Source organism: Streptomyces sp. NPDC047917, assembly GCF_043204345.1.
GTDB classification, from domain to species: Bacteria; Actinomycetota; Actinomycetes; order Streptomycetales; family Streptomycetaceae; genus Streptomyces; species Streptomyces sanglieri.
In genome coordinates this window covers 189,674-208,155 of sequence record NZ_JBIDCA010000013.1, presented here as the reverse complement: position 1 = coordinate 208,155, position 18,482 = coordinate 189,674, and the positions used below count along the sequence as shown (strand labels likewise).

Genomic DNA, 18,482 nt, shown 5'->3' with positions numbered 1-18,482 from the left:
TCAGCTGCCAGGCGATTGGAGCCGTACACCATGAAGGACGTCACCCAGCTGAGCGAGGGCTGGAGCCTGCGCCACGAGGACGCTCTGTTGCCCGCCGACGTCCCCGGCTGCGTCCACACCGATCTGCTCACCGCCCAGGTCATTCCCGACCCCTTCATCGGCCGCAACGAGACCGAGATCGCCTGGGTGGGTCAGCGGGCCTGGTCGTACGTGACCGAACTGCACCACGGCACCGAGCACGAGCGGACCGATCTGGTCTTCGACGGACTCGACACCGCCGCCGACGTCGTCATCGCCGGCGAGAGTCTCGGCACCACGCGCAACATGCACCGGGTTCACCGCTTCGACGTCACCGGACGCACCGGGCAGCTGGAAGTGCGATTCGATTCGGCCTACGCCGAAGCGGACCGCGTCCGTGCCCTGACCGCGGAGCGCCCGAATGCCTACCCGGAGCCCTTCCAGTACATCCGAAAGATGGCCTGCAGTTTCGGATGGGACTGGGGCCCCACTGTCGTGACCGCCGGCATGTGGCGGCCGGTACGCCTGGAACACTGGTCCACCGCTCGCCTCGCCGACGTCCGCCCCCTCGTCTCGGTCGACGGTTCCACCGGCCGCGTCGAACTCCGGGTGCGCACGGAACGCACCGCGAACGGCGCCGGCCGACGGCTGACGCTGCGCGCCTCCGTCGCCATCACCGGTGCAGGTGCCGGTGCCGGTGCCGGTGCGGAGATCGCCTTCGAGGGCGACGAAGCAGTGCTGATCCTGGACGTCGACGAGCCGGCGCTCTGGTGGCCGCGGGGATACGGCGAACAGCCGCTGTACGACCTCGATGTGACGCTGCTCGACGAGCGGGGTGACCGGCTCGACGCCTGGACGCGCCGCATCGGTTTCCGCACGGTCGAGATCGATCGTTCCTCGGACGCCCGGGGCACCGGGTTCACCTTCGTCGTCAACGGCGTACGGATCTTCGCGCGCGGGGTCAACTGGATCCCCGACGACGTCCTGCCCTCCCGGGTCACGCCCGAGCGCTACCGCACACGACTGACCCAGGCCGCCGAGGCCAATGTCGACCTGATCCGGGTCTGGGGCGGGGGCATCTACGAGGATCACGCGTTCTACGACGTGTGCGACGAGCTGGGGCTCATGGTCTGGCAGGACTTCCTCTTCGCCTGCGCCGCCTATCCGGAGGAGCAGCCGCTGCGCGGGGAGGTCGAGGCCGAGGCTCGTGACAACGTTATCCGCCTGATGCCGCACGCGAGTCTGGTGCTGTGGAACGGCAACAACGAGAACCTCTGGGGGTTCCGGGACTGGGACTGGGAGCAGCCGCTGGCCGGCAATTCCTGGGGCGAGGGCTACTACCTCGGCATGCTGCCGCGGATCGTCGCCGAGCTCGACCCGACCCGCCCGTACACGGCCGGCAGCCCATGGTCCGGCTCGTGGGAGCACCATCCCAACGATCCCCGGCACGGCACGCACCACTCGTGGGAAGTGTGGAACCGTCAGGACTTCGCCGAGTACCGCGCGGACGTACCCCGTTTCTGCGCGGAGTTCGGCTGGCAGGCTCCCCCCGCCCTCGCGACGCTCCACCGCGCCCTGCCCGGCGAACGGCTCGCCCCCGACTCCCCCGGCATGACACACCACCAGAAGGCGGAGGGCGGCAACGGCAAACTGGATCGGGGCATCGAGCATCACTTCGGCCTGCCCGAGGGCGACTTCGACCGGTGGCACTATCTGGCGCAGGTCGTCCAGGCGCGCGCCGTCGCCGCAGGAATCGAGCACTGGAGGGCGAGCTGGCCGGTGTGCGCCGGCACCGTGGTCTGGCAGCTCAACGACTGCTGGCCGGTCAGCTCGTGGGCGGCCATCGACGGCGACGGCCGATTCAAGCCGCTCTACCACGAACTGCGGCGGCTCTACGCGGACCGGTTGCTCTCCCTCGTGCCCACCGCCGACGGCCCCGTGCTGGCCCTCGACAACCAGTCCGGCTCCGCCTGGCGGGCGACGGTCGTCCTGCGTCGACTCGGCACGGAGGGATCCGTGCTGCACGAGGCGTCCTTGGACCTGGAGGCGGGCCCGCGATCGGTCACCAGACTGACGGTGCCGGGCCCTCTGCTGCCGGCGGACTCCACCGGGCAATTCCTCGTGGCCGATGCGGACGGGCTTCGGGCGGTGCATTTCTCCGTGCTCGACAAGGAGTTCGCCTACCCGGCTCCGCGGTACGACGTGCGCCTCGATGCCCGGACCGGAGCCGACGCCGTCGACGTCGTCGTCACGGCCCGCACTCTGGTCCGCGATCTGCTCCTGCAGCCCGACCGTCTGGCCTCCGACGCCGTGGCGGACCGGGGCTTGATCACGCTGCTCCCCGGCGAGGAGGCACGGATCACCGTGAGGGGCTGGGCCGACCCCGACGTTGCCGCCGCACGTGAGGCCCTGTTCAGCGTGGGCGCCTCGTGAGGACCCCCGCCGCCCGGGTCACGAAGGTACGTACCGGGCTGAGCGGCCTCTGAACCGGCCCCGATTGCCGGATGCCGGCCGGCGCCGCCCTCCGGCATTCCTTCGGCACCGCCGGGTAAGCCTCCTGACGTGATCGCAGGGAATGCCACGGTGCTGGTCGACATCCGGAAGTACGACGGAAGCCTGAGTGCGCGGTGGACCGCTGACCGACTCGGTGAGGACGAGCACGGCGTGTGGTTGGGCACGGCTCGGGGTGTCCCCGTCGGTTCGGACACGGGTGGCTGGACGAGCCGGTTCCGTCACGTGATGTTGGTCCCGCGCGGCGAGTGGTGGACGGCCACGTTCTGCGCGGACCCGGGACCGGAGATGTACTGCGACGTGTGCACGGCACCCGAGTGGGACGCGGACGGGACGGTCCTGCGCATGGTGGACCTCGATCTCGACGTCGTCCGGGACCGTGGCGGGGAATCCCGTATCGAGGACGAGGACGAGTTCGCCGAACACCAAGTGAGCTATGGCTGTCCCGAGAGCGTTACGAGCAGGGCGCGACAGACCTGTCAGTGGTTGATGGAGGCGAGCCGTCGCGGGCGTGACGGCGTCGAGCCCTTCTCCTCGGTGTACCGCTACTGGCTCGACCTCGTTCGGTAGTTCCGGAGACGGGGCTCGGCACGACGGCACCGGGCCCAGCGCACTGGAGGTGTCCACGCGTACCACCGTTGTCCGGTGGCGGCGTCGGCGGACTCCCTCGCGCCGTGGGACTGCCGGGCTGGAAGCCGCAGCTCCGGTCAGCAGCCGTCCAGGACTGTTCGGGTGGGGTCGGTGCGTACCGGTGTGGTGTCGAAGTGGCACAGCGGGCGGCTACGGGAGGCTGGCGCTCCGAAGCAGGCAGGGAGAGAGCGTGTGAGCGGGCTCAGTCGTCGAGGTGTCCGGGGCCCTGTGGTCGTGGGCGACAAGCGAATGGCCGGCGATGCCGGTGTGCTGGGGACCGCGCTTGCCGTGGTGCTGGCGTTCTCGCTGGCACAGGGCTCGTGGGAGTGGTTCTCCACCTATCTCGGGATGACGCTGCTCGCGGTGGTCCTGTCCTTTGGCCATGTACCGGTGTGGACGCCGGACCGGCGGGTTGCCTACGGGTGGAGTCTGATGGCCTTCTCACTGGTGGTGGGTCTGTGCGTGGCACTGACGTTGGCACCGGCGCTACAGCGCTGGGACTGGCTGTTCCCGATGCCGGGCACTCGTCAGGCGTGCGTGGAGTCGGGCCGGTACGAGAGCCTGAGAACACAGAACGCTCTCGGGAACCTGGCCGGGCGTGACAGCGACGCGCTGGCCCACACGCAGCTGATGCAGAGCCGCCAGGCCGTGAACGGCTGTCTCGCGTCGACGACGACACGTTGGCTGCCGGTGTACGCGTTGGGGACGGCTCTGTTGGTGGGTGCGGGTTCGTGGTCATGGGAGCGGGCGCGGGCCCGGAAGGCGGCTGCCGGTTCCGGTTGAAGCGGTACCGACGAGGTCACGGACTCCCGGGCCGCGGTCCGTCCGACCCGGTGCCCGGTCCCGCTCGGTCACGAACCGGTGCCGCCGTGCTCGGCGGGCAGGAGCCCCGTGCCCGGGGCGAGGGCCGTCGCACGCACTTCGGGATGAGCCCGCAGCCACTCCACGAGCGGAAGCACATCATTCGCCGGCGCGTAGAGACGGAGCAGAGTTCCGTTGTCTTCGCGGCGCGGCCTCCCCGCCACACGGTAGGCACCCATCTGCCGGACGAGCCGCAGGTGCGGCCCGTTGGCCACCTCGGCCCCGACCACGTCGGACCAGGGCACCTCCACTGTTCCGAGCCAGTTCGAACGCACCACGTCCGGCGTCAGTTCGACTGCCGGCTTCCGTGGTCGGGCCACGGCCCGCACGCCGGCCGCTCCGAGTCCGGCAGCGATCAGCAGGACCAGTCCACCGGCGAGCACGACGGCCGGGCGGTAGGCCGTTGTCGCGCCGGAGCGGCCGGCGAGCTCAATGTATTCCTGGCCCCACCGGGTCACCGCGCCGACGCAGGCCATGACACCGGCGACCGCCGCCAACACCAGGGGCACGATCAGCAGGGCGGCCCGGTGCCGGCTCTGCCGGAGTTCCGCGGAACCCTGCGGCGCGTAGGCCAAGCCCGACTGCCTCGCCCGCCATCGGTTCGACAGTGGTGGAGGATGCGGGACTTCGGTCATGGCCGGAGTCTACTGTTCCGGCCCGCCCGTACCGCAGTCATGTTCGACCTGGCAGGCGCGCGAGCCGCCGACGTCCCTGGGGATGCCGGGGCGGGCGCCGGGCCGTACCGCAGGAGTGCCGCCTCCCCGTTGCCCTGGGTGCGGGCTTGGGGGGGGCGGCCACCGCTGTCGCGACTTGTGTCAGGATGTGCGGCATGTCCGATCGCGCGCGAAGCTTCGGGGTGATGGCGGAAGCCTACGAGCGGTTCCGGCCGGGGTATCCCGTGGAACTGTTCGATGTGGTGATGGCGTACGCGGGTCGTCCGGTCCGGTCTGCCCTTGAGATCGGTGCCGGGACGGGCAAGGCCACCCGTCTGTTCACGCGACAGGGCGTCACGGTCACCGCGACCGAGCCTGACCAGGCCATGCTCGACGAGCTGCGCGAGCACGTTCCGGCGAGCGTCAGTACGGTGCGGGCCGCTTTCGAGGACCTGCGGCCGGGCGAGGAGTACGGGCTTGTCTATGCGGCGGCGGCGCTGCACTGGACGGCCCCGGAGGGCCGATGGACCCGTATGGCCGCGCTGCTGGAGCCGGGTGGTGTGTTCGCCTCGTTCGGGGGGCCGATCCAACTGGCCGACCCCGCCGTGAAGGAGGCGGTGCGTGCGGCACGAGCACCGTTCTTGGAGAGTGACGAGATCCCGTCCCCGGACGGGACGCCTCCGGAGTGTGAAATGCAGTGGCCGGGTACGGAGCTCCAGCGGTCCGAGTGGTTCACCGATGTCCAACAGTGCGCGATCGAACGGCGCTTGACGATGAGCGCCCATGAATACATCGGCCAGCTCTCGACCATCTCCGCCTACCTCGTCCTGCCGCCCTTCGAGCGGAAGCAGACGTTCGACCGGATCGTGCGGGTTCTGCCTCGGACCGTCGAGATCGCCGCCGATGTCACTGTTCATCTCGCCCGTAGACGCCACGAGCGGTAGTGCCTCGGCAGCCGGACCGGTGCCTCCGCGAAGGGTCGTCCCGCACGGTCGCGCAGCAGTGCGGCGAGCCGTTCGTGACAGGCGGGCGGGCGGCGCTCGTCGTCGGTGGCCCTCGGACGGCAGCGGCGCGTTGGCGTGGGCATGGAGTTCAACTGGACTCCGGCCGCGCGGCGGCGGCCGCGGCGGCGGCGATGGCCAGCGTGTCGCGTGCGGGGTGGTCGAGAAGGTCCTGAAGGTCCGTGCTGGTGGTGCCGAGGAATCCATGGCGGACACTCGTGGCGATGGAGGAGAGCATGGGCGGCTGGAACGGCAGGAGCCCGGGGGTGTCCAGGAGCCTGCGCCGGTACTCCGCCAGCCCGATGGTGTGGTGGCCCGTTCCCAGGTGACCGGCAACGGACGCCGCCGTGATCGGTACGCCGACGAGGTCGTAGACGCGTCCGCTGTGACGCTCCGGATCGACCGCGACGATCGCCGCCGCATCGGCCAGGTCCGCACGGGCCACGGCTGCCAGTGCGCCCGTGCCGAACGCGGACTCCAGCGTATCGCCGTCCCAAGTCATCAAGGCGCCGAAGAGTTCGGCGTACAGGCCGTTGCGCAGGATCGTCCAGCTCAGACCGCCGGCTGTGACGAGCCGTTCGGTGGCGCGGTGGGCGAGCGCGAAGCCGAGGTGGTCGCCGGCGCCGGTCAGGCTCGTGTAGACGATGTGCTGGACGCCGTCGCGGACGGCGGCTTCGACAACTGCCGCGTGCCGCCGGATCACCCGGTCGTCCTCCGCGTAGCCCGCGGAGACCAGCACGAGGGTGGTGACACCGGCCAGGTCGAGACCGGACGGGTTGTCGAAGTCCAGCAGCCGCGTCGCGTCGCCGGGCGTTCGGCTGCTGCCGGTCGCGTCCGCCTCGCGGGCGTGCAGAGCGGCGAGAGTGAGCGCGCCGAGACTTCCGTTCGTGCCGGTCACCAGGATCATGGGTCGCCGTCTCCTTCGTGGTTCTCTTCAGTAACTACGATGGGATCCTGACCCGTCCGCCCATCGGCCACAAGAAGGCAGTTCGATGTCACTCACGCACACCGGAGTAACCCCCGAGCCTGCGGAACTCGACCCCTGCGGGCAGAAGGACCACCCCGACTGCGGCATCCGGGATGTGCTGGACCGGGTCGGCGACAAGTGGTCGGTCCTCGTGATCGTGGAGCTCGCCGGCGGGCCGCGCCGCTTCCGGGAACTGCAGCGTGCCATCGAGGGCATCTCTCAGCGCATGCTCACGCTCACCGTGCGCAGGCTGGAGCGCGACGGGCTCGTCCTGCGCACGGTCTACCCCACCGTCCCGTCCCAGGTCGACTACCGCCTCACCGAAACCGGCGCAAGCCTGACCCACCTCGTCAAGGCACTCGCCGAGTGGTCCTCGGCGCATCGAGCAGCCATCGCCGAAGCCCGACACGATTACGACCGGAAGCATCCCGGCCACGATGTGCGTTGACCGGGCAGTCCTGGTCCACGCCCGGCACTCGTGGGCGCCGGTCATCTGGTGGCCCGAGTGCTCGGCACCTGCGGCTGCCCGGCATACGGCAGGGCGAGGTGGCGGAACACCCCGGTCAGGACCGTGTGCTCCGTGATCGGCGTCGTCGCCCCGGCAGCACGCGGCGAACTGGGCGGAGAATTGGACGGACCGGGCGGGCGCGCCGGTGGTGTGTCGAGGGCGGTCGGTCGGCCGGGGCGAACCGCACGGCCCGTTGCCACGGGGATGCCGCACTCAAAGGCTCAGGACTACGGCAGCTCCGATGCCGCCCACGAACAGTGCGAAGGCGGCCTCCGGCCAGCCGCCCCGCCCCCAGCGGAATGCTCTGTCGAGTGCGTACCGCCCGGGCCCGATGGCGGCGATGGCCAGGGCCACCACTGCGATGCACACATTGAACTCGACGCCGCCCTGCGATTCCCACAGGCCGTGTGCCGCGGTTACGGTCGCCATGGCGTTGATCATCACACCGATCAGGGCAGCCGACGCCAGTGGCGTGAAGAGCCCCAGGGCCAGGCCCAGGCCGCCCAGAAACTCTGAACCACCGCCTATGGCGGCATAGAGCGCTCCGGGGCGGTATCCCAGAGCGGCGAAGCCCCTGCCCGTTGCGTCGAGGCCTTCGCCACCGAGTATTCCGAAGAGTTTTTGGGATCCGTGCCCGGCCATGAGAAGACCGAAGGTGATCCTGACAAGCAGCAGACCGCAGTCACCGGCGGATACCGCAGTCTTCTCCGGCACGCGGGGCACCGGCTCGGGCGGGGCACGCAATTTCTCATCGATAAACTTCATCGGATTCTCCAAAATCCAAAATCATATGGTCTCTCCATCCTTGCTCCTCCCCCGCCCGGCATCGACCCCGCAGCCGTGGGGTGCGCGCGGTATCAGCGGGTACGAGGAGGCATGACCGCCGCGGATGCGGGCCCCGGGCGTTCCACGCCGGAAGTCGCACCAGACGTCCGGCTACGTGGGGAGACCGGCGGCCGGGGTGGGCTCGGCCCGGGCAGAGGTCATGGGAAATGGGACATGGGGTTGTTCGCTGCCTGGTACCGGCGCGCTCCGCCGCGTCAGGAGGCCGAAGCTTCGCTGATGCGATAACCGACGCCGGGGGTCGTCGTGATGACCGGCGGGCCGCCCAGTTTGCGGCGCAGCCGGCCGACGGTGACGGTCACCGTGTTGGTGAACGGATCGGCGTTCTCGTCCCACACCTGTTCCAGGAGGTCCTCGGCGCTCAGAAAGCCGGGGACGGCACGGAGCAGCGCCTCCAGGACGGCGAACTCCTTCACCGACAGCTCCAGCGGGCGGCCGCCTCGCAGGGCCGTCCGGCGTACCGGGTCGAGTTCGAGGTCGGCGGCGCGCAGTGTGCGGGACCGGGCGTTCGGCCTGCGGCGGGCGAGAGCGCGAATGCGCAGGATCAGCTCCGGGAAGTGGAAGGGCTTGGCGAGGTAGTCGTCGGCTCCGAGGGTGAGGCCGCTGACCCGGTCGCCGGGTGTCCCGGCCGCTGTCAGCATCAGCACCATCGCACGCTGGTCCCGCTCGGTGATCATCTGGCAGAGCGTGTCGCCGTGGATGCCGGGCAGGTCGCGGTCCAGGACCACGACGTCGTACGCATTGTGGCCGAGTTTGGCAGCGGCGGTCAGGCCGTCGTGCGCGATGTCGACGGCCATTCCCTGATCGCGCAGTCCCTCGGCGACGACTTCGGCGAGCGACTGCGCGTCCTCCACGACCAGTACCCTCACCGTGTCACCTCTCCGGAAGCCGCCGCCGTCGGCAGCGTCACACCGACGTACAGCCCGCCTTCGGGCCGGGCCAGCAGGACGAGGCGGCCGCTGTGCGCTTCGGTGATGGCCGCCACGACCGACAGCCCGAGGCCGGAACTCCGTTCCGATCCGGTCCGGTCGGCGCCGAGCCGCTCGAACGGCTCTGTCAGCCGGTCCACTCCGGCCTGGTCCAGAACACACCCGCCACTCTCGACGACCAGGCGTGCCCCGGTGTCGTCATGGTCGGTGGAGATCCTTATCCAGCCGCTCTCCTGGTTGTGCACGATCGCGTTGTCGACCACGTTCTCCACCATCCGGGACAGCAGCGCGGCGTTGCCCCGTGTCCAGGTGTCCGGTCGTGTCTCGTCGCCGACGGTCAGTCTCTTCGCAGTGATGTCGGTGGCCCGGGCGGTCAGTGCCTCCCGCACCAGCTCGCCCAGCGACACGGAGACCGGGTCGGCGAGGGCGCCGTGCTGGGCCCGTGCGAGGACGAGGAATCCGTCCAGCAGGTGGTCCACCCGGTCGAGTTCGGTCCGCAGCCGGCCGGCCAGCGCGACGGTCTGTGCCGCGGGCTCCGGCTTGGCGACGGCAACGTCCAGCGAGGCCCGCATCGTCGCCAGTGGCGTTCGCAGTTCGTGCGAGGCATTGCCGACGAACCGGCGTTGCGCGACGAATGAGGCTTCGAGGCGTTCCAGAAGGCCGTCGACCGTGTCGGCGAGTTCCTTCACCTCGTCGACGGGTCCGGCCACGGCGAGCCGTCGGTGCAGGTTCTCCGCGGAGATGCGCCGTGTCGCCGCGGTGATCAGTCGCAGCGGGCGCAGGACCCGGCCGGCGAGGACGCGGCCGAGCAGGAGCGAGACGCCGGCCATCACCACCAGTGCGCTCAGCGAGCCGACCAGCAGTTGGTGGCTCTGCTGGGCATGCACATCCGCGAGTTGCCTTCCCAGATCCTGGATCTGCTGTTCGGCGGCGGCGAGATCGGTCCCGCCGGGCGGGGGCTGTTCGGGGGCGACGCCGGTTCTCCGGCTGCCGGACATCAGGTAGGTCAGGGCGAGCAGCACGATTCCGGACCCGAGGAACCCGGCCGCGTACAGGATCGTGAATCGCCGGCCGACGGTCCCACTCCACTGCTTTCCCACGTTCCTCTTCCTCCTCGGGTCCGGTGGCCTTCCTTCCCGGGTCCGGCAGCCGCACCCAGACTGCCCCACAGCACATAACAGCGGGATGACAGCGGCGGTTCGGTCCATGTCATGGGCGGGTCCGTAGAACCGATGCCATGCACATACTCACGACGAACGAACTTCTCCGACGGATTCGACAGCTCCGGCAGATCCGCGAGGTCCGCCAGGAGTGGGCCGGCTTCCGGCGTCCGGGTCGGCTGGTCGCGACGGCGGCTGCGGCGCTGCTCGTCATCGCCCTCGGTCTGCTCCCCGCGTTCGGTGTTCACGCGTCCTGCGACGGTCCCTGCCCGCCCGAACCGACCGGGCCGGACGGCTCCCGCGTCAACGACCAGTTCTATTTCCTGCATCGTGACCTTGGCGAGAACGGCAGTATCACGGTCCGCATGACGTCCATGTCGGGCACGATCACCTATCCGCCGCCGGACCATGACCGGATCGTCCCCGGCCTGGTGCCGTGGGCGAAGGCCGGGGTCATCATCAAGGACGGGGTCCGCCAGGGATCCTCCTACGCGGCGTTGATGCTCACCGGCGGCCACGGTGTGCGGATGCAGTACGACTACCGTCATGACATCGCGGGGAGCAGCAGACGGGTTTCGGCCGGATCGCCGCGCTGGCTGCGGCTGACGCGGTCGGTCGACACCATCACGGGTTACGAGTCCGCCGACGGCCGGCGCTGGACGAAGGTCGGCACGGCACAGCTGTCCGGCCTGCCCGGGACCGTGCAGGTCGGCCTGTTCGCCACGTCTCCCGGGGATCTGACACTGCGGTCGGCCGGCCTCGGCGGCGCCACCGAGGAGGTGCGTTTCACGCAGGCCGGCGGCACGTTCGACCGGGTCGTCCTCAAGAACGCTCCGTCCGCCAGGGGTTGGCGTTCGGACGCCGTCGGCGAAATGAACCGGACCGACTGGGAGAAGTACCACAGGGCGTCCGGTGCGGTGCGGGAGAACGGCACGATCAGCGTCACCGGGACCGGCGACATCGGGCCGGGAGGTACCGAGGGGGGTGGCCGCCCGGTGGAACGCAGCCTCGGCGGTCTGGTACCCGCGCTGCTCGTCGTGCTCGTGGTCGCCGTACGGTTCGTCGCCTCCGAGTACCGCCACGAACCAGGACACGGCACGCCGGTCACCCGCCGGATGCTCGTGGCGAAGGCGGTCGTCGTCGGAGCCGTCGCCTTCGTGACCGGCCTCCTCTCCGTGGGCGTCGTGATCGCGGTCGGCGTAACGGACCTGAAGGAGAACGGGGCCGCCGTCGCCGGAGTGTCCGTGCTCACCGGCGTGCGGGTCGTCGTCGGGACGTCCGCTGTGCTCGCGCTCTCCGCCGTGCTCGCGACCGCGCTCGGCGCCCTGCTCCGGCATCGTGTCCGGCTCGCGCTTCTGGTGGCCGTACTGACGATCGTGGGCCCGTACGCCGCGACCTCCGTCCCACTGCTGCCCGACGGTCTGTCGCGGTGGCTGCTGCGGCTCACCCCTTCCGCCGGCTTCGCGGCCCGGCAGACCCTCGTCGAACACCCTCAGGTCATCGCCCATTACGCGCCCTCCACCGGGTACTTCCCGCTTCCGTGGTGGGCCGGGATCGCGGTGCTGTGCGCGTACGTGGTGGTGCTGCTGGTGCTCGCGCTGAGCCGGCTGCCGCGCGGTGGTGTGCCGACCGGGCAATCGCGGCACGGGAGCTGATCGCCGGGAGGGCCGGCGGGTCGTGTCCCGGCCGGAGGATCGTGGGGATCTGCGGTGTCCGACTTGGAGCAGCCGGGCTGCGACCGTGGCCGCCGGAGCGCAAGCCCCTGTGTTCCCGGAAGCCATGGGCGTGACCGTTCCGCGCGGAAGGCACCGCGCCCGGTGGTCCGGAGGCCCTCCAGGTGCGTGGTTGCCTGCCTCTACGCCCTTGGTAGGGTCCACGGATGCGTTTCGACTGGACCGGTCTTCGAGCGGCGATACGGGACCAGGTCGTCGGCTTCGTCCGGCGCATGTGCGCCGAGCATCCCGACGAGCACATCTACGGTGCGGCCGTCCACGAGTTCTACGCCGAGTCCGGCGGCACCATCGCCTGGACGCTCGTCGGCGTGGCGAGCGAGGAGGGACTCGCAGCCGCCGCGCCGGACGCACTCGATGCCCGGGCCCTGCGGTGGAGCCCGGCGGACTGGCCATGGCAACTCGACCCCGGGGCGATCGAGAAGGAGTGGGCCTCCCGGCTGGAGGCGGCCGCGACGGCAGAGGACGGCCGGCACTGGGACACGGTCCACCGGCGCTACCTCCGTACCGCTGCAAAGGCCTGCACGGCAGCAAGGAAGCAGCTGGTGGCCGAAGGGATCGTGGGCAGGGACTTCGTCGTCGTCGCGATGGACGAGGAGTGGGCGCTCATTCCGCTGAGCCTGACCCGGGCACAGGTACGCAAGCACTTCCCCGAGCTGGACACCGAGCAGCGCGAGACGGACCGACTGGCCGCGCTGCCCCCGGTACAGCAGGTGGCCGAGCTCGTCGCGATCGTCGGGTCACACCCGTCGCCGCTGCCCTCCGAACAGGCCGTGCAGTGGCTTCGGACGCTCGGTGAGCTCGCCGTCCCAGCCGCGCTGGCGCGTCTGGACGGTTCGCCCGACAAGTGGCTCTGGGCGAAGCTCCTGGCCGACATCGGCATCGCGTCGGACGGGGTGTCCGACGCGCTGGAACGAACCATGACGAACGAGCACCTCGACGAGCCGGACCGGTCCTGGGCCGCGGCCGCGCTCTCGCGTCTGGGCCGGATGGATCTGGTGGTGAAGCGGCTCGACGTTATTCCGCCGGGGGTGGCGGCTCAGGGCTTCGCCGCACCATATACATCCTTTCGCGACCACGGTGCCCATGGCCCCCTCGACTACGCGCCGCTGGAGAGCGCACTGGCAGTGTGCCCGGACCATGGTCCGGCCGTGTCCGAGCAGCTCGCCCCGGGGAGAGGGCTCTGCTCGATCGGCCCGGACGAGGCCGGGACAGCGCTCGCGGCACTGACCTCGGCACTGCCTGTCGTCCGGCGCCACGCACTCCTCGTTCTGTCCGACGCACCGCTCAGCGCGGAGCAGCGCCACCGCTACTACGCGCGGCTGACGCAGTTGAGCCGGGACGACCCGGATCCGCTGGTACGCGAGGCCGCCGCCACGCTTCGAGGGTGAACGTACGCGGGCTCTCGCCCGTTCCGGTGCGTGGCGCGGGCTCCGTTCGACGGACTCCGCTCGGCACTGCTCGGCGGCGCGGGAGTCAACTCGTTGTGTGAGGTCCGGGACGGCCGACGCATGCTGCGCACCTGCCTTTCCGGTGTCCGGGTGCCGAAGCCGGTGCGGAAGACGGTCTTCGTACGGTCGGCAGTAAACGCTTGCGGCCAGGTTGTCCCGATGATCGACGGCCTCCTCTGCTGACCTTCGACGACATCTTCGTGCCCGAATGAAGTACCGCCCGCGAGTTGCTCGCCGCACACGAAGCGCGCGTCAGTCTCTTCGTGAGCGCGCTCGACCGGCTCACGCCGGCGGGCTGGCCCCGGCTGCGCGAACCGGCCGCGGACGGCCACACGGTGGGTGCCCATGGCATGCGGCATCTGAACGCAGCCGAGCGGGTGGCCGAGGTGGGTTCGGACGCCTACCTGCGTGACGAGGTCGGCCCCTGTGCGGCCGGACCGTGTGCGGAGGGGTTCGACCCGCGTACCTTCGCCTGTCCGTACTCCGCCCGCTCGGAAACCTCGGACGCGCTGCTCACCGAAGCCTTCACTCGGCTTCGTGGCGGCCTCAGCGTCCCGTAGGGCCGAGAGCTCGCCGATATCGACGACTTCTTCGTACCCGTCGCCGAACTGCCCGAACGCCGACGATCTGCCGGAGGCGCCCTTTACCGGGGACGGACCGTTCGGACAAGGCGGGTCGGGCACGTCGGGCGGATCAGGCATGTCGGCCGGATCAGGCGGATCCGGTCGAGCCGGCAAGTTCCACGAGGTGCCGGGCCGTGCCGGCAGGGTCGACGATCTGATGGAGGTGCGCGCCGGGCAGGTGCGCCACGGGCCAGCCTCGCTCGTGTGCCTCGGCGGAGCAGTCCTCGTACGGCGGGCCGAACAGCAAGTAGGAGCAGGGGTGGTCGTCCCAGCCGTCGGGGACCGGGATGCGCTGCTCGTAGTAGGCCAGCGGCAGGGCCGGCTGCTCCTCGACGACCGTTCTCCGCACCGCCGGATCGGAGAACATGGGTGCGACGTCCGTCTCGTCCCACCAGTCCGTCCAACGCGGCAGCCTGCCGTTCACCGCCATCGGGCGGAGGAACTCCTGAAATTCGGGAGAGGCGACAGGTGTCGGCCCGATCCGGGCCGGCAGCGCGGCATCGACGAAGATCGAGCCGGCAACCGGATGGTCCAGACCGGCACGGATCGTCGGGAGGAACAAGCCGGCGTTGCTGTGAGCGACCAGCGTCACCGGGTTGCCGACCGGTACCTGCCGCAGGTCGTCGCGGACGGCATCGGCGATCCGGGGCCAGAAGGGCGGAGCACCGGCGCCGATGTGCAGCAGGGACGGCACCCGTACCTCGTATCCCGCAGCCGTCAGGTGTTCGGCCACGGGTTGCCAGGTCGAGGGGCCCACGGAAGGGCTGTGGACGAGAACGAAGATGGGCTGCATGTGACGATCCTGCCGTCCTGTCCACGGGAACGCGACAGCGTCAGCCGACAGCAGAACGGCGGCTCCGCAGCGGGCCGGAAGCCATGTCGTGTGTGACCGCGCGCTGATGCGCGATACGCCTGGAGGCCCCGTCCGGCCTGGCGTCCGGGCAGCGACAAAGGCGTTGGTGCGGTTCTCGAAGACCGCGGCCTCGCCCGCTGCCGCCAGGCCGCTTGCCGTGGCGGGACCGCTCCTGGAGACGGCAGGGCGATCACCCGTACCCGGCCCTGCGCACCGGCGCTCAGGGCGTGAGCCGGTTGCCACGCATAGGATCGATCACGCCAGTGAGTTCGCTGATGTCGCGTTCGGGCATTGAGGAGTCGTTCATGGACCGTCCGGACCCACGGCGCACGGCACGCCTGGCCGCATACGTGTCCGTCTCCACCCACTTGTCGCTGTTGAGCGACCGTCGACTCGGCGAAGTCGTGGCCTCGGCCACCCCTCTCGGGTCCGGCATCGGCGGCAGGTCCGCAGAGCTCGATCTCGACGGAACCCGGGTCTTCGTCAAGCGAATCCCTCTGACGGACGTCGAGTTGCGGCCGGAGAACGTACGGTCGACGGCGAACGTCTTCGGGCTGCCGACGTTCTACCAGTACGGGGCGGGCTCCTCCGGGTTCGGCGCATGGCGTGAGCTGGCCGTGCACACGATGACCACCGGTTGGGTTCTCGGCGATGAGCACGAAGGCTTTCCGCTGACGTACCACTGGCGGGTCCTGCCGGACTCCCCTCCCCCGGCATTCGCCGACGAATTCGGCGGCGTCGACGGTGCGGTGGCCCACTGGGAGGGCTCGCGGGCCGTGCGTGACCGGCTGGAGGCCATCGGTCGATCCTCGTCCAGCCTTGTGATCTTCCTGGAACACGTGCCACAGACTCTCCGCACGTGGCTCGGCGACCACGGGGCGGCCGCAGCGGAAGGTCCGTACGCCCCGAGGTACGCGTGGGCGGAGGAGGCCCTGATACGTGGAGCCGACTTCATGAGCTCCCGGGGCCTCGTCCACTTCGACGCCCACTTCGACAACGTCCTGACCGACGGCCGGTTGATCTACTTCGCGGACTTCGGCCTTGCCCTGAGCTCCGCCTTCGAACTCTCGCAGGCCGAAACCGAGTTCCTCTCCGGCCACCTCACGTACGACGGCTGCTACGTCGCGAACCACCTCATCCGTCACCATCTGCCCGCACACCTGCGCGGCGGCACGGAGCACGGGGCGTTTCTGCGCAACTGGATCGCGGGGGAAAGATCCGCGAAGGTCCCACCCGCCATAGCCACGGTTATCGATCGGCATGCTCGGACAGCCTCTGTTGTGGACGAGTTCCACCGTCGGCTGCTCTCCGAGAGCAAACTGACCCCGTACCCTGTCGCCGACATCGAGCGGGCGCGGCAACAGGGCGACTGTTCAACCGGTCAACGGGGCGGGCGCGACGCGGCCCACGCCGTCCCCCTCCCCGCCCCCGTCCAGTCGGATCAACCAAGGCATCGACCATGAACGCCCCGGCCGCGAGCGACGGTGCGCCGAGCCGTCATCGACGCCCTCGCGTCGGCCGCGACCGGACCGCTTCCCCCGCGATGTGCGATGCTCGGCATCGTCACGGGTCACGGGTCACGGCATGCTCCCGGTCGGCAGGTCAGCCCTGCTGGATTCCGAGCTGGTTCGCGGCTGCTTCCACGGTCTGTGCGAGCAGGACGGCGATGGTCATCGGCCCGACGCCGCCGGGCACCGGAGTGATCAACCGGGCACGGGTGAGCGCCGTGTCGAAATCCACGTCGCCGGTGTTGCCGGGGTTGTAGCCGGCGTCGATCACCACAGCTCCAGGTTTGATGTCCTCACCCCTGATCAACCGTGGCCGCCCCACGGCGGCCACCACGACGTCCGCTTCCCGGACGAGCGACGACAGGTCCGCCGTGCGGGAGTGGCAGTACGTCACTGTTGCGTTCCTGGCGAGCAGAAGCATCCCCACCGGCTTGCCGAGAATCGCGCTCCGCCCCACCACGACAGCGAGCTTGCCGCCGAGTTCGACGTCGTACGCCTCCAGAAGCCGCATGATCCCGCCGGGTGTGCAGGACATGAAGCCGGGCAGGCCGAAGCTCATCGCGGCGAAGGACTGCATCGTGACCCCGTCCACATCCTTCGCCGGGTCGATGGACTCGAACGCCGCTCGCTCGTCGATATGCGGGCCGCAAGGATGCTGGAGCAGAATGCCGTGTACTTCCGGATCGTCGGACAGACCAGCGAGGACGTCGATCAGTTCTGCCGTTGTGGTCTCGGCGGGCAAGCGGATGTACCGGGACTTGATCCCCGCCTTCGCGCACCGCGCCTGCTTCATACGGACATAGGTGACCGAAGCGGGGTCCTCCCCCACCAGCACCGTCGCCAGACAGGGACTGGTCCCCGTCCGCCGCTTGATGTCCGCCGCGTGGGCGGCCGTTTCTTCGGTCATGCGTCCGGCAAGGCTCGTGCCGTCCATGAGCTGGGCCGTCTGAGTCCGGGACATCGTCGCCTCCAGGCGTTGCTGACCACTCGCCCAGGCGCACGGCATCGACTCTTCGTCAGACCGCTCCCCGGTGGTACTCCACCTCAGCGCCAGTCACGGTCCGGGCACCACTGTAGTAGACGCGTCACGCCGACACAGGTGAACGGTCTCTCCGCGGAGAGTATCCGGTGGCGCACGCGGCACCGTCCTGTGTAACTTCTGCGGATGCGTCGCTTCGCGGAGATCGAAGACCTGTCGGAACTTGTGCGTGATGCGCTGGGGACGGGACACCGCGTCGTCGCGGTGGACCGGTTGCGCGGGGGAACCAGGAAAGGCGTGTACCGGGTTCGGCTCGATGGCCCCCGTGCCGGGAGCGTGATCGTCTACAGCTGGGCCGAGGACGAGAACTTCTGGCCGAGTACGAGGGCTGGTGATCCGGCCGACCCCTTCGTGCCCGCCTCCGGGATGGTCCCGTTCCTGGCCGCGCAACGGGCCTTGCACGGCATCGGAGTTCGGGTTCCGCAGGTACTGCTCGCGGACGACAGCCGACGCCGGTATCCGGCAGACGTCGCCGTGATCGAGGACGTGACCGGCGGCACGCTCGAAGCCCTGTTCAAGAGTGATCCCGCGCGCGCCTCGGGGGCACTCGGCGATCTTGCCGAGATGCTCGGTGTGATGCACCGCAGTCCGGCCCGGAACTACGGCAGTGTGTACCTGCTGGAGCGGGGCGACGGCGTGTCCGAAGTCTCGTGCGAGCGCCGGGTCCTCGATCGTGCCCTGGAGGATCTCAAGGAGGCGGCGGGGCGTGACGGCAGCATCGCGGCGGCTGAAGCCGCGTTGCACGACCGCCTGCGGGAGCTGGCCGAACGGGTGAGTCCTCGTACGGAGTACGGGCTGGTCCACGGCGAACTCGGACCCGACCACGTCCTGGTCGATGCCGACGGGCGCCCCGTCCTGATCGACATCGAGGACCTGATGTACTTCGACGTCGAGTGGGAGCATGTCTTCCTCCGGCTCCGCTTCCGCGAGCGGTACGCCGCACTCGACCGGCCCGGTCTCGACCCCCGACGACTCGACCTGTACATGCTCGCGATGCGACTGTCGCTGGTGGCCGGTCCTCTGCGTCTGCTCGACGGTGACTTCCCCGACCGTGCGTTCATGCAGGGGGTCGCCGACCACAACGCGAAGCAGGCGCTGGCACTTCTGCCGCCGGTGTAGCCCGTGGTCGGACCGAGCGACGCGGAGCCGTCGCCCGGTCCTCGACGTGACCGGCGCAAGCGGGCGGGCCGGAGGCGG

Annotated in this window: 17 protein-coding genes and 1 riboswitch; of the genes, 10 read left to right on the top strand and 7 right to left on the bottom strand. The window is 69.9% G+C overall.

Going from position 1 to position 18,482, the window contains the following annotated elements:
- Positions 1–30: 30 nt before the first annotated feature.
- The 3 genes from ACGF8B_RS30510 to ACGF8B_RS30500 all read left to right on the top strand — a co-directional run bounded on the left by ACGF8B_RS30510 (position 31) and on the right by ACGF8B_RS30500 (position 3,942).
- Positions 31–2,451, top strand: a complete 2,421-nt coding sequence (locus ACGF8B_RS30510) for a glycoside hydrolase family 2 protein (RefSeq protein ID WP_392745069.1) — start codon at positions 31–33, stop codon at positions 2,449–2,451.
- Between the two features lie 306 nt (positions 2,452–2,757).
- Positions 2,758–3,099: a DUF402 domain-containing protein gene (locus ACGF8B_RS30505; protein WP_392745066.1), complete on the top strand. Its 342-nt coding sequence runs from the start codon at positions 2,758–2,760 to the stop codon at positions 3,097–3,099.
- A 288-nt stretch (positions 3,100–3,387) separates the two neighbouring features.
- Positions 3,388–3,942 (top strand): hypothetical protein, encoded by a 555-nt coding sequence (locus tag ACGF8B_RS30500; RefSeq protein WP_392745064.1) that lies wholly within the window; start codon positions 3,388–3,390, stop codon positions 3,940–3,942.
- A gap of 68 nt (positions 3,943–4,010) precedes the next feature.
- On the opposite strand, the gene ACGF8B_RS30495 is transcribed toward ACGF8B_RS30500, so the two are convergent.
- Positions 4,011–4,655, bottom strand: coding sequence for a hypothetical protein (locus ACGF8B_RS30495; RefSeq protein WP_392745062.1), 645 nt, complete (start codon positions 4,653–4,655; stop codon positions 4,011–4,013).
- Positions 4,656–4,849: 194 nt separating this feature from the next.
- On the opposite strand from ACGF8B_RS30495, the gene ACGF8B_RS30490 reads away from it, so the two are divergent.
- Positions 4,850–5,617 (top strand): class I SAM-dependent methyltransferase, encoded by a 768-nt coding sequence (locus ACGF8B_RS30490; protein WP_392745060.1) that lies wholly within the window; start codon positions 4,850–4,852, stop codon positions 5,615–5,617.
- 148 nt (positions 5,618–5,765) lie between these two features.
- Here the strand turns inward: ACGF8B_RS30490 and ACGF8B_RS30485 are convergent, their stop codons facing one another.
- Positions 5,766–6,581 (bottom strand): NmrA family transcriptional regulator, encoded by an 816-nt coding sequence (locus tag ACGF8B_RS30485; RefSeq protein WP_392745058.1) that lies wholly within the window; start codon positions 6,579–6,581, stop codon positions 5,766–5,768.
- An 85-nt stretch (positions 6,582–6,666) separates the two neighbouring features.
- Between ACGF8B_RS30485 and ACGF8B_RS30480 the strand changes: the two genes are divergently transcribed.
- Complete coding sequence (locus ACGF8B_RS30480) at positions 6,667–7,089, top strand: winged helix-turn-helix transcriptional regulator (RefSeq protein WP_392745055.1); 423 nt, start codon at positions 6,667–6,669, stop codon at positions 7,087–7,089.
- Positions 7,090–7,362: 273 nt separating this feature from the next.
- Here the strand turns inward: ACGF8B_RS30480 and ACGF8B_RS30475 are convergent, their stop codons facing one another.
- The 3 genes from ACGF8B_RS30475 to ACGF8B_RS30465 all read right to left on the bottom strand — a co-directional run bounded on the left by ACGF8B_RS30475 (position 7,363) and on the right by ACGF8B_RS30465 (position 10,021).
- Positions 7,363–7,914: a DoxX family protein gene (locus ACGF8B_RS30475; protein WP_392745053.1), complete on the bottom strand. Its 552-nt coding sequence runs from the start codon at positions 7,912–7,914 to the stop codon at positions 7,363–7,365.
- 275 nt (positions 7,915–8,189) lie between these two features.
- Complete coding sequence (locus ACGF8B_RS30470; protein WP_392745050.1) at positions 8,190–8,861, bottom strand: response regulator transcription factor; 672 nt, start codon at positions 8,859–8,861, stop codon at positions 8,190–8,192.
- Positions 8,858–10,021 (bottom strand): sensor histidine kinase, encoded by a 1,164-nt coding sequence (locus ACGF8B_RS30465; RefSeq protein ID WP_392745048.1) that lies wholly within the window; start codon positions 10,019–10,021, stop codon positions 8,858–8,860. The genes ACGF8B_RS30470 and ACGF8B_RS30465 overlap by 4 nt, the downstream gene beginning before the upstream one ends.
- Positions 10,022–10,158: 137 nt before the next feature.
- Between ACGF8B_RS30465 and ACGF8B_RS30460 the strand changes: the two genes are divergently transcribed.
- From ACGF8B_RS30460 to ACGF8B_RS30450, 3 genes are all read left to right on the top strand, one after another.
- The gene (locus ACGF8B_RS30460; RefSeq protein WP_392745045.1) at positions 10,159–11,736 is read left to right on the top strand and encodes a hypothetical protein; all 1,578 of its coding nucleotides are present in this window, start codon (positions 10,159–10,161) and stop codon (positions 11,734–11,736) included.
- 224 nt (positions 11,737–11,960) lie between these two features.
- Positions 11,961–13,202, top strand: a complete 1,242-nt coding sequence (locus ACGF8B_RS30455) for a DUF4303 domain-containing protein (protein WP_392745042.1) — start codon at positions 11,961–11,963, stop codon at positions 13,200–13,202.
- A 323-nt stretch (positions 13,203–13,525) separates the two neighbouring features.
- Positions 13,526–13,822 (top strand): hypothetical protein, encoded by a 297-nt coding sequence (locus tag ACGF8B_RS30450; protein WP_392745039.1) that lies wholly within the window; start codon positions 13,526–13,528, stop codon positions 13,820–13,822.
- A 151-nt stretch (positions 13,823–13,973) separates the two neighbouring features.
- Here ACGF8B_RS30450 and ACGF8B_RS30445 read toward each other — a convergent pair whose 3' ends face one another.
- Positions 13,974–14,678 (bottom strand): alpha/beta hydrolase, encoded by a 705-nt coding sequence (locus ACGF8B_RS30445; RefSeq protein ID WP_392745036.1) that lies wholly within the window; start codon positions 14,676–14,678, stop codon positions 13,974–13,976.
- Between the two features lie 365 nt (positions 14,679–15,043).
- On the opposite strand from ACGF8B_RS30445, the gene ACGF8B_RS30440 reads away from it, so the two are divergent.
- Positions 15,044–16,201 (top strand): protein kinase family protein, encoded by a 1,158-nt coding sequence (locus tag ACGF8B_RS30440; protein WP_392745034.1) that lies wholly within the window; start codon positions 15,044–15,046, stop codon positions 16,199–16,201.
- Positions 16,202–16,340: 139 nt separating this feature from the next.
- Here the strand turns inward: ACGF8B_RS30440 and ACGF8B_RS30435 are convergent, their stop codons facing one another.
- Positions 16,341–17,207, bottom strand: coding sequence for a bifunctional 5,10-methylenetetrahydrofolate dehydrogenase/5,10-methenyltetrahydrofolate cyclohydrolase (locus tag ACGF8B_RS30435; RefSeq protein WP_392745032.1), 867 nt, complete (start codon positions 17,205–17,207; stop codon positions 16,341–16,343).
- Between the two features lie 21 nt (positions 17,208–17,228).
- Positions 17,229–17,314: riboswitch (ZMP/ZTP riboswitch) on the bottom strand.
- Between the two features lie 97 nt (positions 17,315–17,411).
- On the opposite strand from ACGF8B_RS30435, the gene ACGF8B_RS30430 reads away from it, so the two are divergent.
- Entirely contained in the window at positions 17,412–18,404 is a 993-nt protein-coding gene (locus ACGF8B_RS30430; protein WP_392745029.1) for a phosphotransferase family protein, read from the top strand.
- Positions 18,405–18,482 lie beyond the last annotated feature (78 nt).

Coding starts and splice junctions, on each gene's coding strand:
- ACGF8B_RS30510 (WP_392745069.1), top strand. CDS start 31: ATGAAGGACGTCACCCAGCTGAGCGAGGGCTGGAGCCTGCGCCACGAG.
- ACGF8B_RS30505 (WP_392745066.1), top strand. CDS start 2,758: ATGTTGGTCCCGCGCGGCGAGTGGTGGACGGCCACGTTCTGCGCGGAC.
- ACGF8B_RS30495 (WP_392745062.1), bottom strand. CDS start 4,655: ATGACCGAAGTCCCGCATCCTCCACCACTGTCGAACCGATGGCGGGCG.
- ACGF8B_RS30490 (WP_392745060.1), top strand. CDS start 4,850: ATGTCCGATCGCGCGCGAAGCTTCGGGGTGATGGCGGAAGCCTACGAG.
- ACGF8B_RS30485 (WP_392745058.1), bottom strand. CDS start 6,581: ATGATCCTGGTGACCGGCACGAACGGAAGTCTCGGCGCGCTCACTCTC.
- ACGF8B_RS30480 (WP_392745055.1), top strand. CDS start 6,667: ATGTCACTCACGCACACCGGAGTAACCCCCGAGCCTGCGGAACTCGAC.
- ACGF8B_RS30475 (WP_392745053.1), bottom strand. CDS start 7,914: ATGAAGTTTATCGATGAGAAATTGCGTGCCCCGCCCGAGCCGGTGCCC.
- ACGF8B_RS30460 (WP_392745045.1), top strand. CDS start 10,159: ATGCACATACTCACGACGAACGAACTTCTCCGACGGATTCGACAGCTC.
- ACGF8B_RS30455 (WP_392745042.1), top strand. CDS start 11,961: ATGCGTTTCGACTGGACCGGTCTTCGAGCGGCGATACGGGACCAGGTC.
- ACGF8B_RS30445 (WP_392745036.1), bottom strand. CDS start 14,678: ATGCAGCCCATCTTCGTTCTCGTCCACAGCCCTTCCGTGGGCCCCTCG.
- ACGF8B_RS30440 (WP_392745034.1), top strand. CDS start 15,044: ATGGACCGTCCGGACCCACGGCGCACGGCACGCCTGGCCGCATACGTG.
- ACGF8B_RS30435 (WP_392745032.1), bottom strand. CDS start 17,207: ATGTCCCGGACTCAGACGGCCCAGCTCATGGACGGCACGAGCCTTGCC.
- ACGF8B_RS30430 (WP_392745029.1), top strand. CDS start 17,412: ATGCGTCGCTTCGCGGAGATCGAAGACCTGTCGGAACTTGTGCGTGAT.